The following is a 14,392-nucleotide window of genomic DNA, read 5'->3' as shown; positions in this document are numbered from 1 at the left end:
CACATCGGAGTTTCGACCGATTCATCCCCAGATGGCGGGATCTGCGACATCAATGTCGGAGGCCCTCCCTACCGTGGATGACGTCGAACGACACTCTGAACGCCTTGTCGGGCATCCTCACCGTCGGTGAGGAGCGCGACAGCCTATAGGCGACGGAACGCGAGCAGAAAGAAGACGTCATGCCCTCACCCGCAGAGCGCGAAAAAGCCCTCGAGTCGGCCCTTGCGCAGATCGACCGGCAGTTCGGAAAGGGCTCGGTCATGCGACTGGGCAGCGACGACCGCGCCCCCATCGAAACCATCCCCACCGGATCCGTTGCCCTCGACGTGGCCCTCGGTATCGGCGGTCTGCCTCGCGGCCGCATCATCGAGATCTACGGGCCCGAGTCGTCGGGTAAGACCACGCTCACCCTCCACGCGATCGCCAACGCCCAGCGGGCCGGCGGAATCGCCGCGTTCATCGACGCCGAGCACGCCCTCGACCCCGAGTACGCGAAGAAGCTCGGCGTCGACATCGACGCTCTGCTCGTGTCGCAGCCCGACACCGGTGAGCAGGCTCTCGAGATCGCCGACATGCTGATCCGCTCCGGCGCGATCGACCTGGTCGTGATCGACTCCGTCGCCGCTCTCGTCCCCGAGGCCGAGATCAAGGGCGAGATGGGAGACTCCCACGTCGGTCTGCAGGCACGTCTGATGTCTCAGGCGCTCCGCAAGCTCACGGGTGGGCTGAACACCACCAAGACCACGGCGATCTTCATCAACCAGCTGCGCGAGAAGATCGGTGTCTTCTTCGGTTCCCCCGAGACGACCGCGGGCGGCAAGGCGCTGAAGTTCTATGCTTCGGTGCGACTCGACATCCGCCGAATCGAGACGCTGAAAGACGGCACCGAGGCTGTCGGTAACCGAACTCGCGTCAAGGTCGTCAAGAACAAGATGGCCCCGCCCTTCAAGCAGGCGGAGTTCGACATCCTCTATGGCGTCGGCATCTCGCGAGAGGGCAGCCTGATCGACTTCGGCGTCGAGCACGGCATCGTGAAGAAGTCGGGTGCGTGGTACACGTACGAGGGTGAGCAGCTCGGTCAGGGCAAGGAGAACGCCCGCAACTTCCTCATCAAGAACGCCGACGTGGCAGCCGAGATCGAGTCGAAGATCAAGAACAAGCTCGGCATCGGTGCTCCGGTGGCCGCCGCCGAGCCCGCCGCAGACGAGCTCGCGGCCCGTCGTCCGGCCTGATGACCGATGGTGAGCGTCGGGGGCGCCGTGGCGGACTTTCGTCCGTGAACGGCGCCCTCGGCTCGGGGTCGGCGCCCGACGATGAGCTGGCGCCGGTGATTCCCCTCTTCGGCGGCGACCGTGCGCCTGCGCCAGGTGCTTCCGGTCGTCGCGGGTTCTCTGATTCCCGTCCTGTGGCAGAAGCAGACAGGACGGGAGAGGGCCGCCCCGCGGAAGGCCGAGCGACCTCCCGTGCGAGAGAAGACAACGCAGAAGAAGACGACGTGCGCGAGCGCGCCGAGGCCCTGCTCCTGCGCAAGCTCCGCTCCCGTTCTTTGTCGGTCTCGGAGGCCCGTTCCGCCCTGCGCGCCGTGCCCGGTGCCGGCGAGGTCGTGATCACGGATCTCATCGACCGGTTCCTCGACCTCGGCTATCTCAACGACGCGGCGTTCGCGGAGCAATTGGTCCTCTCCGCCGTCGAGAAGCGGGGTGAAGGGCGTCGGGCGGTGGCGCAGACCCTTCTCAAACACGGCATCCCGCGTGACGTCGCAGACGCTGCTCTCGCCGAGATGCCCGACGACGACGCCGAGCGTGCGCTCGAGTACGCGCGCAGCAAGGCCCGCAGCGTCGGGGGCAAAGACGACGACGCCGCCCTTCGCCGTCTCGCCGGACAGCTGGCTCGTCGAGGGTACCCTTCGTCGGTCGCGCTCCATGCCGCGCGTCAGGCGCTGCGCGAGGTCGGAGGAGGGCCCTCGCGCCCGTCCCGCTCGCTGTCGGGGGTTCGCTTCACGCCCGACGACTGAACAAACGTCTTTCCTCAGCGATCACGGTCGTGGACCGCGAGTTCGCTCGCCTCTCGACGGCCAGCCCGGTTTCTCCGCACACACTCACGCTCACGGTTACGCCCGGGACTGCTGGTTCTCCCATTGGGCCACCAGTCGGCCCAGCTCAGAACGCGACGCGGCGTCGACCTTGGCGCGCGCCTGGTAGACGTGCGACTCCACCGTCCGCACCGACAGGTAGAGCCGGGCAGCGATCTCGCGATTGGTGTGGCCCTGCTCGACCAGGAGGGCGATCTCCCGCTCCCGCCGGGTCAGGTCGCGCAGGGGTGACGCCGTCGCGCTGGAGGACGCCGGGAGGCGGGAGATGCGGCCGATCCGGGTTCCGTCGCTACCGCCGTCGGAGGTCCACATCGCGTGCAATCGGAGGTTCTCCGAGATGTCGTCCACCTCTCCCGCCTCCCACGCCTCGAGTCGGCGTGCGAGGTCGCCCGCGAGGGGGAGGTCGGCACTGTCCAGCAGGCCCCGCAGCTCGGTCCTTTCCTCACTCTCGAGGACACCGAGGACGAGAAGGCGGAAGAGGTCTCGCGCCCGCACGGGTGGAACCTCGCGTCCGAACGTCAGCTCTGCGGCAGCGCGTGCGGTCGCACGGGCCTCATCGGCACGTCCTTCCGCCATCAGCACCGTGGTCTCCACCGACAGCCGTGCGTGACGCACGTGCAGACCGTCGCCGATCTCGATTCGCGACAGCACGGCGCGCGCGTGCGGCACCCGTCCGCTCGAGGCAAGGGCTTCGGCGATACCCAGCTCCACCAGGTCGGCGTCGGGCCCCGAGAGAGCCCTCCCCGACTTCTCGCGGACCGCCTCCCACTCGAGGAGTGCGTGCTCGGGTCTGTCGAGGTTCGTCTCGGCGATGGACGCGGCGACGCCCGCGATCACCAGCGCGACGTCGTCGTGCTCGCGGGCTGCGCGCGTCCGCTCCGGCGCGAGCCGTGCGTGGACCGGACCTCCGTCCGCTCCGGCGAGGTGGTGACTGGCGAACATCACCAGGAGCGCGCTCAACCGGTGCGTCGCCCCGATGTCGATCGGCCGTTGGCGTGCATCGAGAAGACGCTCGACTTCGTCGAAGTGCCTCCGTGCCCGCGTCCAGCGTCCCCGGAAGGTCTCGGCCAGGCCGGCGCTCAGCCGCGCGCGCAGGTGCGTGGCGTTCCGCTCGGTCGACAGCGCCAGTGCGTGGTCGGCGGCGTCCGCCGCGCGCGTCCAGTCGTACGTCTCGCCCGCCCGTGCGGACTCGGCGAGGTGCTGTTCGATCTCGGTGTCGGCATCGCCCCGCGTCGCGGCGTACAGCGGGACCGTCAGGCTGCGGTCCTCGAGGACGACACGGAGTCGCGCCAGACGGCCTCGCCCGTCGTCGTCCAGGTCCTCCGGGTCGATGGCGTCGATGGTCGCCGTCTCGGCAGAGCCCGTTCCGAGCGTAGCGAGGGCGTACGCGGCCTCGAGCCGCAGCTCCGGCGCCTCCTGCGACCGCAATCCGCGGGCGGCATGGGCGGCCGCGTGAGCGGCATCCCCCCGATCATTCGCGACGCGAGCGGCGTCGAGAGCGACGCGCGCGCGCAGGCCCGGCGATCGCGTCGTGTCGGTGTGGGTCGGCGCGGTCCCTCGGTGCCAGCGCTCGGCGATCGACACCGCGAGGGGAACGCACCACCACTCTCCGTCGTCATCGAGCATTCGCATGCCTGCGGCATCGATGAGAGCCTCGATACGTGCCGTGCCGAGTTGCCGTTCGGCTTCGCGCGCGAGCGCCTCGTTGGCGGTCAGACGGCGCGCCGGACTTTCGTCCGAGTGGACGAGCCCCGCCGTGATCATCCCCTCGAGCCGTGCTGCGGAGACGAAGCGGGTCGCGACCGAGAACTCAACGTGCGGAACACGGTTGAGAAACGCCAGACACTCCTGGTCTGCTTCGGCCAGGTCTGCTGTGTGCAGTTTCAACGCGACGGAGAGTCGGCTGTGCGGCGACGTGTCGCGGATGGCGGCGAAGGGGTCTCGCCCGGCGGACACAGCGACCACCGCCTCGGCGACGAGCTCGCGAAGGAGGGTGCGCGATCCGTCGGCTCGCCAGAGGATGGCGCCGCAGGTCGCGGCATCCAGGGTCGACGACCCGGGAAGGACCGCCAGCAGCTCTTCCCCGTCCGCCGACGTGAGTTCGGACAGGTCGATGCGTTCCGCAAGACCGTCCAGCCACAGGCTGAGCATCGTCTGACCGACCCCGCGGGCATCGAGGTCCGCCCGGCGGGCCCGTGCCCGGGGCATCAGCAGGGAAGCGAGCAGCGTGACGCGCCCGTCCGCGACGGCGCGGGCGAGCAGGAGCGCGGAATCGACGTCGAGGGCGTGCACCTCGTCGACGACGACCACGAATCCTTCGTCGGCGGATCGCCCTCGACGCAGGTCGACCATGCGGGGGTCGCCGGCGGCATCCAGCGCGCCGAACGGAACCTCCGACAGGACGGTGGAGGGGCGGATCACGGCGGGCGCGACGCAGTGGGGAGCCAGTTCGCGCACGACCGCCCGCAGGAGATGACTGCGGCCGCTGCCGCGCGTTCCCGCCACGATCACGGAGGTCCCGGCGAGGAGCGATCCGGCCAGGCCTGCGGCGTCACGGTCGGCGCCGATGAGCGGCTCGGACCACGTCCACGGACGACCTTCCCTCACGGACCTCTCCTTCGCGGTGCGTGTGCGCACGCCGACAGACGCGAGGGCGCCGCGTCGGTGCCACGCTATCGAGACGCAGGGGCGGGAGTCCGGCCGACGAACGCACAATCGCGCCCGATTCGCGAGGCCCGCGCGTCACCGGACCGACACGGAGGCGACCCACACCTCGCCCCCGGGATGCCGCGGCCGGCGGCGCTTAGACTGGCTCCCATCATGACCACCCCCGTTTCCTCCCCGACGCTGATCGCCCCTTCGTCTGCGGCCGTCACGGTCGACGGTCGCGCACGCACGTACGAGGTCCGCACGTTCGGCTGTCAGATGAACGTCCACGACTCGGAGCGTCTGTCCGGTTCGCTCGAGAGCGCCGGTTACGTCCGTGCAGACGCGGGCACCGAAGCCGACGTCGTGGTGATCAACACCTGTGCGGTGCGCGACAACGCCGCCGGCAAGCTCTACGGCACCCTGGGACACCTCAAGTCCCGGAAAGACGCCCGCGCGGGCATGCAGATCGCCGTCGGCGGGTGCCTCGCGCAGATGGACAAGGACGCCGTCCAGCAGAAGGCCCCCTGGGTGGACGTCGTCTTCGGCACGCACAACATGGGCTCGCTGCCCGGCATGCTCGAGCGGGCTCGCCACAACGGTGAGGCTGAGCTCGAGATCCTCGAGTCGCTGGAGATCTTCCCCTCCACGCTTCCGACCAAACGCGATTCCGTGCACAGCGGCTGGGTGTCGATCTCGGTCGGTTGCAACAACACCTGCACGTTCTGCATCGTGCCGAGCCTGCGCGGCAAGGAGAAGGACCGCCGCCCCGGCGACATCCTGAACGAGATCCGCCTGCTCGTCGACGACGGAGCGATCGAGGTCACGCTGCTCGGTCAGAACGTCAACTCGTACGGCGTGGAGTTCGGCGACCGCCTCGCGTTCGGCAAACTGCTGCGTGCGGCTGGCGAGATCGAGGGCCTCGAGCGCATCCGGTTCACCAGCCCGCACCCCGCCGCCTTCACCGACGACGTCATCGCCGCCATGGCCGAGACGCCCGCCGTCATGCCGCAGCTGCACATGCCGCTGCAGTCGGGCTCCGACCGCATCCTCAAGGCGATGCGCCGCTCGTACCGGAGCGAGAAGTTCCTCGGCATCCTGGACCGTGTGCGCGAGCGCATCCCGAACGCGGCCATCACCACCGACATCATCGTGGGCTTCCCCGGTGAGACCGAGGAAGACTTCCAGGAGACCCTGCGGGTGGTCGAGGCCGCGCGGTTCTCGAGCGCCTTCACGTTCCAGTATTCGATCCGCGAGGGCACTCCCGCAGCCACGATGGCCGACCAGGTACCGAAGGCCGTGGTGCAGGAGCGTTACGAGCGCCTTCTCGCGCTCCAGGACCGCATCGCTGCCGAGGAGAACCAGAAGCAGCTCGGCCGTACGCTCGAGGTGCTGGTCTCGGCGGGCGAGGGCAAGAAGGACGCGTCGACCCACCGTCTCACCGGCCGCGCCGAAGACAACCGCCTCGTGCACTTCGAGCTGCCCGTGGGGTCGCCGGTCCCGCGTCCGGGCGATGTCGTATCGGTCACGGTGACCCACGCGGCGCCCTTCCACCTGCTCGCGGATGCCCCCGAGGGCGCACCGCTCCGCATCCGCCGGACACGTGCCGGCGACGCGTGGGACCGCTCGCAGGCAGAGTCGTGCGGCATCCCCGCCGGCGACGGCGGCGCCCCGCGCGCGGTGTCGCTCGGACTTCCCTCGCTGCGCGTCGGCGTGTGACCGCGCCCGGCCTGTGGGCCGTGGTCGGCGCCACCGGGACCGGTAAGACGGGGCTCTCGCTCGACCTCGCTGAGGCGCTCGCCGCGCGCGGCCGTCCCGCAGAGATCGTCAACGCCGATGCGATGCAGCTGTATCGCGGAATGGACATCGGGACGGCCAAGTTGGCGGTGATCGAACGCCGTGGCATCCCTCATCATCTCTTCGACGCCCTCGCGGTGACCGACGAGGCGGCGGTGGCCTGGTATCAGGATGCCGCCCGCTCGGTCGTCCGTGAGATCCACGGTCGGGGGGCGGACGCCATTCTCGTGGGTGGATCGGGGCTGTACATCTCGGGGGTGCTGTGGGACTTCCGCTTCCCTCCCCGAGACGAGGCCCTGCGCGCCCAGCTGGAGGACGAGCTCGAGCGTCTCGGAGCGGGTGCGCTCTTCGCACGCTTGCGCGACGCCGATCCGGCTGCGGCCGAACGCATCGATCCGCGCAACGGGCGCCGTGTCGTCCGGGCCCTCGAGATCCTCGCCCAGGGCAGCGAGACACACGGGGGTGCGCTCCCGGAGGCGCCGGAATTCTGGCATCCCCGCACGCGCATCGTGGCGACCGCGATCGATCGAGACGACCTCGTGCCGCTGCTGGATGCGCGGGTCGAGAGGATGTGGGCCTCGGGGCTTCTCGATGAGGTCGAGGCTCTCCGCGCTGAGGGTCTGGAGCGGGGCGTCACCGCGGGGCGGGCGATCGGGTACGCCCAGGCTCTCGCGCAGCTGCGCGGCGACCTCACGCGCGACGAAGCCGTCGCCGAGACACAGGCCCTGACCCGCCGGTATGCCCGCCGCCAGGTGTCGTGGTTCCGTCGGTATGCGCAGGCCCGGTGGGTCGACGCCCGGACCGTGGATGCCGCGGAGATCGTCGACGAAAGGACCGACCACCCGTGACCGTGGAGATACGCCCCTTCACCCTCGCCGACGAGGACGCCGTGGTGGCGCTCTGGGAGGAGGCGGGTCTGACGCGCCCGTGGAACGATCCCCGCGCCGACATCCGGCGCAAGCTCACGGTGCAGCCCGAGCTGTTCCTCGTCGCGGTCGACGACGAGGTCGTCGTGGGCTCGGTCATGGCCGGGTACGACGGGCATCGGGGGTGGCTGTACTACCTCGCCGCGGCGGCGTCGCGTCGGGGGAGTGGCGTCGGCCGCGCGCTGGTCGCCGAGGCCGAACGTCTCCTCGAAGACCTGGGGTGCCCGAAGGTGCAGTTGATGGTGCGTCCGGACAACGTCGGCGCTCGCGGCTTCTACGACGCCCTCGGATACGAACCGTTCGAGACCTGGGCGACCGGAAAGCGCCTCGTCGTCGACGGCCCGGGCGGCCCGGCGGCTCCGTCCGCGTGACGCCGCCGGGTGCTCCCGCGCGCCGGGCTGCTCCCTAGACTGGGGACATGTCGAGCATCGCGTTCACCAAGGGCCACGGTACGGGGAACGACTTCGTCGTCATCTCCGACCCTGACGGCGAGCTCGACCTGAGCGACGACCAGGTCGCGGTCCTCTGCGACCGTCACTTCGGTATCGGTGCCGACGGGCTGCTGCGTGTCGTGCGATCGGCCGCGATCGACGAGGGTGCCCAGGCTCTGGCATCCGGTGCCGAGTGGTTCATGGACTACCGCAACGCCGACGGCTCGAAGGCGGAGATGTGCGGCAACGGCACGCGGGTGTTCGCGCGCTACCTGAGCGACACCGGCCTCGCGACCCTCGACGGGGGCCTGCGCATCGGAACGCGCGCCGGGGTGAAGACCCTCACCCGGAGCGACCGCGGGTACGAGGTCGATCTCGGGGCGTTCGAGATCGAGGCGACCGACACACTCGTGCGTGCGAAGGGCCTGCCCGTCGCACGTCCGGGCGTCGGCATCGACGTCGGCAACCCCCACGTGGTGGTGGCGGTGGCCTCGGATGCCGAGCTCGAGGCGCTCGACCTCACCTACCAGCCCGTGCTCGACCCCGCGCCGCGGAACGGGGCGAACGTCGAGTTCGTCGTCCCCGCCGACCCCCTCGTCCAGGAGGGTGTGGGGGCCATTCGGCTCCGTGTCTTCGAGCGGGGCGTCGGCGAGACCCTGAGCTGCGGGACGGGAGTCGCCGCCGCGGCGCTCGCCGTGCGGCATTGGGCCGGAGCCGCGGCCCCCGACGTGTGGACCGTGGACACCCCGGGTGGCACGCTCGGCGTCCGGGTGGCCGACGGCCACGTCTTCCTGTCGGGACCGGCGTCGCTGGTCTTCACGGGCGAGGTCGCGCTGGCCTGACGAGGGAGCCCCGTCGGCGTCAGGAGACGACGTCGATGGGTTCGCTGGGCGGCGAGCCGTGGCGGCGCACACGCAGCACGCGGAAACCGCGACCCGTGGCTGCGCGGTGGACGCTGTAGCCGGGGGTGAACGACGCCGCGAGCCAGCGCTGCAGCGAATCCGACCCGAGATTCCGCTGCACGACGAACCAGCCGTCCGAGCGCTCCGACAGGCGGGGGATCCACTGCTCGAGCATGCTGTGCAGTTCGCTCTTACCCACGCGGATGGGCGGGTTGGAGCGGATCGTCCGGAACGAGATGTCGTCGGGAACATCCTCGGGCCGGACGGCGTTCACATTGGTGAGGCCGAGTGACTCAGCGTTGCGACGCACGAGATCCAGCGCCCGTTCGTTCACGTCGATCGCCCACACGGTGGCATGCGGTGATGCCAGCGCGAGAGACAGCGAGATCGGGCCCCACCCGCACCCCAGGTCGAGGAAGTGCCCGCCGGCGGGAGGGGGCGGGGTGTTGGCGAGCAGCACCGACGTCCCGGCATCCACATGGTCGGGACTGAAAACGCCGCCTGCCGTCACGACCTCGAGGTCGCGACCGGCAAGCGTCACACGGATGCGGCGGAGCTGTTCGGGACTCGATGGCGACGCGCTGAAGTAGTGCTCGCTGCCCATTCCGACAGAGTAACGGACCCAGGCCTCCGACGTCGGGGCGGCTAAAGTGCGAGAGCAAGAGCAGGAAACCGCGGGAACGCCCGCGACGAAAGGAACACATGACCGAACAGACCACACCCCCGAACACGGACGCGGCGCCGGTGGACCCGGTGGACCGCGTGCTGTCGCGCGCCGATGCGCACCGCGGGGTCCGGGTCTTCGGTGCAGCGCAGGCGCTTCAGGACGATGCGACGGCGTACGGCGGCAGCACGGACGGCGACCAGTGGGATCGCGAGGAGCGCGCCGCGCTGCGGCGTGTTCCCGGGCTCTCGACCGAGCTCGAGGACGTCACCGAGGTCGAGTACCGCCAGCTGCGCCTCGAGAACGTCGTGCTCGTCGGCGTGCACCCCCAGGGCTACCAGTCGGATGCCGAGAACTCGCTCCGCGAACTCGCGGCTCTGGCCGAAACGGCCGGCGCCGTCGTTCTCGACGGCGTCCTCCAGCGTCGGCCTCACCCCGACCCGGCGACGTACGTCGGGCGCGGCAAAGCCGAAGAACTGCGGGACATCGTCGCCGCGGTCGGAGCCGACACCGTCATCGCCGATACCGAGCTGGCCCCCAGCCAGAGACGCGCGCTCGAGGACGTCGTGAAGGTGAAGGTGATCGACCGCACCACGGTCATTCTCGACATCTTCAGCCAGCACGCCAAGAGTCGCGAGGGCAAGGCGCAGGTCGAACTCGCGCAGCTCGAGTACCTGCTCCCGCGCCTGCGCGGATGGGGTGACTCGATGTCGCGGCAGGCCGGTGGACAGGTCGGTGCCGGCGGCGCCGGTATGGGATCCCGCGGCCCCGGTGAGACGAAGATCGAACTCGATCGTCGTCGCATCCGCACGAAGATGGCGTTGCTTCGCAAGCAGTTGCGCGACTTCGCGCCGGCCCGCGCTGCCAAACGCGCCGAGCGCAAGCGGCACACCATCCCCTCCGTCGCCATCGCCGGGTACACCAATGCCGGCAAGTCGAGTCTGCTCAACCGCCTGACGAGTGCCGGCGTCCTCGTCGAGAACGCGCTGTTCGCGACGCTGGATGCCACCGTCCGCCGCGCGGAGACGACCGACGGTCGCGTCTACACGCTGACCGACACGGTCGGGTTCGTGCGCAACCTCCCGCACCAGCTTGTCGAGGCGTTCCGCTCGACGCTCGAGGAGGTCGGCGACGCCGACGTCATCCTCCACGTCGTCGACGCGTCGCACCCGGACCCGGCCGCTCAGCTGGCGACGGTGCGCGACGTGATGGGCGATGTGAACGCCGATTTCGGCCACGAGATCGTCGTGTTCAACAAGGCCGACCTGGTGACAGCCGACGACCGCCTTGTCCTGCGGGGCCTCGCCCCACAGGCGCACTTCGTGTCGTCGCGCACCGGTGAGGGGATCGACGAGCTCCGCGCCGCGATCGAGGAGGCCCTGCCGCTTCCCGCCGTCGAGGTGCAGGCCGTCGTCCCGTACGATCGCGGAGACCTCGTCTCGGCGGTGCACGAGAGCGGCCTGATCGTCGCTCAGGAACACCGGGAGTCCGGGACGTTCCTGCACGCGCACGTCGGCGCGCGCCTCGCTGCCGAGCTGGAGCCGTTCGCCGCCTGACGCGCCACGCGAAAGACCCCGCCGGGTGGTGCTCGGCGGGGTCTTTCGCGTCAGTCGAGCTCGAGAGGCTCGATGCCCGGCGTCGCGAAGCCGAACACCGCGCCGAGGAAACCGAGCTCGCGGCGAAGCGAGTCGACCACGGTCTCGGCACGCCGGAAGCCATGGCCCTCGCCCTCGTAGAGCACGTAGGCGTGGGGGACACCGTGTGCGGAGAGGGCGTCGCGGATGGCCTCGGCCTGGGAGGGAGGCACGACGCGGTCCTCGCTGCCCTGGAGGATGAGCAGCGGCACGCGGAAACGCTCCGGGTGGCTGAGAGGCGATCGCTCGACGTACACCGCCTCGGCGTCGGGGAGAGGGCCGATGAGTCCGTCGAGGTAGCGTGCCTCGAAGTCGTGGGTGTCTTCGGCCAACGCGCGCGCGTCGCCGACGCCGTAGCGCGAGATGCCGGCGGAGAACACGTCGGTGTTCGTGACGGCGGCCAGCACCGTCCACCCGCCTGCCGATCCGCCCGTGATGGCCACGCGCTCGGGATCGGCGAGTCCCGCCTCGGCGAGCGCGGATGCCGCAGCGGCCACGTCGTCGACGTCGACCACGCCCCACTGCCCCTTCAGGCGCTCGCGGTATGCGCGACCGTAGCCGGTCGAACCGCCGTAGTTGACGTCGAGCACGCCGATGCCGCGGCTGGTGAAGAACGCCGTCTTGGCCGAGGGGGAGGGCCCGACGTGCGAGGTCGGGCCGCCGTGGACGAGCACGACGTACGGCGGACGCTCGCCGTCGGGAGCTGCGATGTCGGGGTTGGTGGGAGCGTAGGCGAAGGCGTGGACCGGCCCGTGCGGACCCTCGGTCGCGAGGGCACGAGCCGTCGGCATCCACTCGTCGCTCCACGAGCCGGAGCCGCCCGTGACGAGGTCGACAGCGCCGGAATCGAGGTCGACGAGCCAGAGGCCTGAACGCCCACCGGCGTCGGCACCGGACACGAGAACCCGTGATCCACGCGCGTCGTCGACCGCCGTGCCCGCGACCGCGGGGACCTCGAGCGGCCGGACACCGGACGGAGCGATCTCGACGATCTCGTCGTCGCCGTTGGTCCGCACCGCGACGATACGGCCGTCGTCGGTCGCGCCGAACCACCGTGTGCCGAGTACCCAGAGACCGCCGCCCGTGTCGGCGTCGGCTGGGGCCACTGGCTGCGCCTCGCCGTCGAGCGGGTGGCGGACGAGGTTCCAGCGTCCGTCAGGGTCGTCGGTGTACAGGAGCTCGTCGTCGCCGAGCCACACGGGCTGCAGGGGCGCGCGACCCGGGGCGGCGGCGAGGTCACGCACCTCGCCGGTCGCGAGGTCGGTGACGCGGATGGTCGTGGCGTCCCACGGCATGTCGGGGTGGTTCCAGGCCACCCAGGCCAGACGTCGACCATCGGGTGAGAGCGCGGGTTGAGCGAGGAAATCGCTGCCGTCGGCGAGGATCTCTCCGGGCCTCTCCGCATCGGTCCCGATACGCACGATCGCCCGCGCGGGAACGCGTTCGGAGCCATGGGTCTCGCGGACGGCGAGGAGGACACCGTGCTCGAACCGGAGCCCGCCGTGACGGACCGTGTCGTCAGCGGGAGTCAGCGCGCGCGCCCGTCCACCCGGACGCAGTGCGTAGACGCGCTGGTCGGCCTTCTCGACGTAGAACAGCTCGCCGTCGCCGGAGGCGGTCCACGCGCCGCCCCCGTACTCGTGGACCGCGGAGCGCGCATTCGCGGGCGCCGGGAGCACCGTCTCGACACCGCCGTCGGCGCGACGACGCTTGACCGCGACGCGCCCCGCCTCCGCGGGAACGGACTCGCCCCACCACACCTCATCGCCCACGAGGAGGGCACCGTCGATGCGCGGCGACGACTGCGCGACCGACTCGGGCGTGATCGGTGAGGGCCAGGAACCGTAGGGGAGGGTGTCAGCCATCACCCCAGCCTAGGGAGGGCTTCCGACACCCGCTCCCGCGGGTGACGATCGGACGCTGCCACCGGCGACGCGCGAGACTCGCGCGGCGGTGCTGCGCCCACGGCATCCTGGGCTCGGGTCCGCGATCAGACCGCGCGCAGCACCGCGACGACGCGGCCGAGGACGACGGCCTCATCGCCGAGGATCGGCTCGAAGGCGCTGTTGCGGGGGAGCAGCCACGTGTGACCGTCGCGGCGGCGGAAGGTCTTCACCGTGGCCTCACCATCGAGCATCGCGGCGACGATCTCCCCGTTCTCGGCGTTCGCCTGCGACCGCACGACGACCCAGTCGCCGTCGCAGATGGCCGCGTCGATCATGGACTCACCGGAGACCTTGAGCATGAAGAGCTCGCCCTTGCCGACGAGCTGGCGGGGGAGGGGGAAGATCTCCTCGACCTGCTGGTCGGCTGTGATGGGAACACCGGCGGCGATCCGCCCGACCAGGGGCACGAGGGCGGCGTCGCCCAGCGCCGGTGCCGTATCGGCCGGGTTCTCGGCGGCGGCGCCGGGAAGGTCGATGAGCACCTCCATGGCGCGCGTCTTGCCGGGGTCGCGTCGCAGATATCCGCTGAGCTCGAGCTGGTTGAGCTGGTGCGTCACGCTCGAGAGCGACTTCAGGCCGACGGCGTCGCCGATCTCGCGCATGCTCGGCGGGTAGCCGTGACGCGCGATCGAACGCTGGATGACCTCGAGGATCGCGAGCTGCTTGTCGCTGAGGTTCTTGCGCCGCCGCGTCTGCGGTCGTTCCCGGCCGGCGGCGGCCATCGCGTCGGTCATCTGAGCTCCCCTCGCGCCGCGGATTCTGCGGCGGAAATTCGAATGTCGGAGGTTGGTGATGAGGTCTCCGTGTCGAAACCGTATCCGGTGGACGACCCGAATGACACGGAGCCTCACGCGTGTCGCGTTCGATTCGTCTCCGATCGCCGTCGGTGTTGACACTCGAAAGTATCGAAGATAGATTCGGAATACAGATTCGCACCACCGCCCTCCCGGCCGAGGGTGGGGTGCGAATCTCTCCCCACCAAGGAGCACATCATGAGCAGCATCACCCTCACCGCACCCACCACTCGTCTGCGCCTCACGGCACGCGGTCGCCGCGTCGTCGCGTTCCTCGTCGCGCTCCCGGTGATCGTGGCGCTGGGCCTCGCCGTCATCGGCGGCGGCGCGGCTCTGGCCTCGGGCACCGCGAGCGCCCCCGGGCACTCCTTCGCCGAGATCACCGTCATGAGCGGCGAGACACTGTGGTCGATCGCCGAAGACATCGCTCCCGAGGCAGACCCCCGCGATGTCGTGGCGCAGATTTCACGCCTGAACGCCCTCGAGGGCGGCTCGGTCGCTGCCGGCCAGCGCATCGCCATCCCGACGGAGTACCTCGCCGCTCCCTGAGCCCCGCGCGT

The 14,392-nt window shown here is 70.4% G+C and carries 12 protein-coding genes; 8 read left to right on the top strand and 4 right to left on the bottom strand.

Annotated features, from left to right (window positions below; all coding sequences use genetic code 11):
- Positions 1–179: 179 nt before the first annotated feature.
- Positions 180–1,232 carry a recombinase RecA gene (recA, locus tag PIR02_19720; protein ID WZH36950.1) on the top strand — a complete coding sequence of 351 codons (1,053 nt, stop codon included), beginning with the start codon at positions 180–182 and terminating at the stop codon, positions 1,230–1,232.
- 263 nt (positions 1,233–1,495) lie between these two features.
- Positions 1,496–2,014: a regulatory protein RecX gene (locus PIR02_19715; GenBank protein WZH36949.1), complete on the top strand. Its 519-nt coding sequence runs from the start codon at positions 1,496–1,498 to the stop codon at positions 2,012–2,014.
- A gap of 96 nt (positions 2,015–2,110) precedes the next feature.
- On the opposite strand, the gene PIR02_19710 is transcribed toward PIR02_19715, so the two are convergent.
- Positions 2,111–4,699: a LuxR C-terminal-related transcriptional regulator gene (locus PIR02_19710; GenBank protein WZH36948.1), complete on the bottom strand. Its 2,589-nt coding sequence runs from the start codon at positions 4,697–4,699 to the stop codon at positions 2,111–2,113.
- A 213-nt stretch (positions 4,700–4,912) separates the two neighbouring features.
- Between PIR02_19710 and miaB the strand changes: the two genes are divergently transcribed.
- From miaB to dapF, 4 genes are read left to right on the top strand one after another with little or no spacing between them, the layout of a single operon-like run.
- A complete protein-coding gene (gene miaB / locus PIR02_19705; protein WZH36947.1) occupies positions 4,913–6,457 on the top strand; it encodes a tRNA (N6-isopentenyl adenosine(37)-C2)-methylthiotransferase MiaB in 1,545 nt (514 codons plus the stop codon).
- Positions 6,454–7,383: a tRNA (adenosine(37)-N6)-dimethylallyltransferase MiaA gene (gene miaA / locus PIR02_19700; protein ID WZH36946.1), complete on the top strand. Its 930-nt coding sequence runs from the start codon at positions 6,454–6,456 to the stop codon at positions 7,381–7,383. The genes miaB and miaA overlap by 4 nt, the downstream gene beginning before the upstream one ends.
- Complete coding sequence (locus PIR02_19695) at positions 7,380–7,832, top strand: GNAT family acetyltransferase (GenBank protein ID WZH36945.1); 453 nt, start codon at positions 7,380–7,382, stop codon at positions 7,830–7,832. The genes miaA and PIR02_19695 overlap by 4 nt, the downstream gene beginning before the upstream one ends.
- Positions 7,833–7,879: 47 nt before the next feature.
- Complete coding sequence (dapF, locus tag PIR02_19690) at positions 7,880–8,734, top strand: diaminopimelate epimerase (protein ID WZH36944.1); 855 nt, start codon at positions 7,880–7,882, stop codon at positions 8,732–8,734.
- 19 nt (positions 8,735–8,753) lie between these two features.
- On the opposite strand, the gene PIR02_19685 is transcribed toward dapF, so the two are convergent.
- Positions 8,754–9,398: a methyltransferase gene (locus tag PIR02_19685; protein ID WZH36943.1), complete on the bottom strand. Its 645-nt coding sequence runs from the start codon at positions 9,396–9,398 to the stop codon at positions 8,754–8,756.
- Between the two features lie 98 nt (positions 9,399–9,496).
- Here PIR02_19685 and hflX point away from each other — a divergent pair, with 98 nt between their 5' ends.
- On the top strand, positions 9,497–11,014 hold the full coding sequence (gene hflX, locus PIR02_19680; GenBank protein ID WZH36942.1) for a GTPase HflX: 1,518 nt from the start codon (positions 9,497–9,499) through the stop codon (positions 11,012–11,014).
- Positions 11,015–11,064: 50 nt separating this feature from the next.
- Here the strand turns inward: hflX and PIR02_19675 are convergent, their stop codons facing one another.
- Both PIR02_19675 and lexA read right to left on the bottom strand, forming a co-directional pair.
- The gene (locus tag PIR02_19675) at positions 11,065–12,957 is read right to left on the bottom strand and encodes a prolyl oligopeptidase family serine peptidase (protein WZH36941.1); all 1,893 of its coding nucleotides are present in this window, start codon (positions 12,955–12,957) and stop codon (positions 11,065–11,067) included.
- 125 nt (positions 12,958–13,082) lie between these two features.
- Positions 13,083–13,772: a transcriptional repressor LexA gene (gene lexA, locus PIR02_19670; GenBank protein WZH36940.1), complete on the bottom strand. Its 690-nt coding sequence runs from the start codon at positions 13,770–13,772 to the stop codon at positions 13,083–13,085.
- Between the two features lie 258 nt (positions 13,773–14,030).
- On the opposite strand from lexA, the gene PIR02_19665 reads away from it, so the two are divergent.
- On the top strand, positions 14,031–14,381 hold the full coding sequence (locus tag PIR02_19665; protein WZH36939.1) for a LysM peptidoglycan-binding domain-containing protein: 351 nt from the start codon (positions 14,031–14,033) through the stop codon (positions 14,379–14,381).
- Positions 14,382–14,392: the final 11 nt, after the last annotated feature.

The sequence above is a fragment of the Microbacterium enclense genome, from assembly GCA_038182865.1.
GTDB classification, from domain to species: Bacteria; Actinomycetota; Actinomycetes; order Actinomycetales; family Microbacteriaceae; genus Microbacterium; species Microbacterium enclense_B.
Note: the sequence above shows the minus strand (reverse complement) of the source record. Positions and strands in the feature narration are given on the sequence as shown.

Coding starts and splice junctions, on each gene's coding strand:
- recA (WZH36950.1), top strand. CDS start 180: ATGCCCTCACCCGCAGAGCGCGAAAAAGCCCTCGAGTCGGCCCTTGCG.
- miaB (WZH36947.1), top strand. CDS start 4,913: ATGACCACCCCCGTTTCCTCCCCGACGCTGATCGCCCCTTCGTCTGCG.
- dapF (WZH36944.1), top strand. CDS start 7,880: ATGTCGAGCATCGCGTTCACCAAGGGCCACGGTACGGGGAACGACTTC.
- PIR02_19685 (WZH36943.1), bottom strand. CDS start 9,398: ATGGGCAGCGAGCACTACTTCAGCGCGTCGCCATCGAGTCCCGAACAG.
- hflX (WZH36942.1), top strand. CDS start 9,497: ATGACCGAACAGACCACACCCCCGAACACGGACGCGGCGCCGGTGGAC.
- PIR02_19675 (WZH36941.1), bottom strand. CDS start 12,957: ATGGCTGACACCCTCCCCTACGGTTCCTGGCCCTCACCGATCACGCCC.
- lexA (WZH36940.1), bottom strand. CDS start 13,772: ATGACCGACGCGATGGCCGCCGCCGGCCGGGAACGACCGCAGACGCGG.
- PIR02_19665 (WZH36939.1), top strand. CDS start 14,031: ATGAGCAGCATCACCCTCACCGCACCCACCACTCGTCTGCGCCTCACG.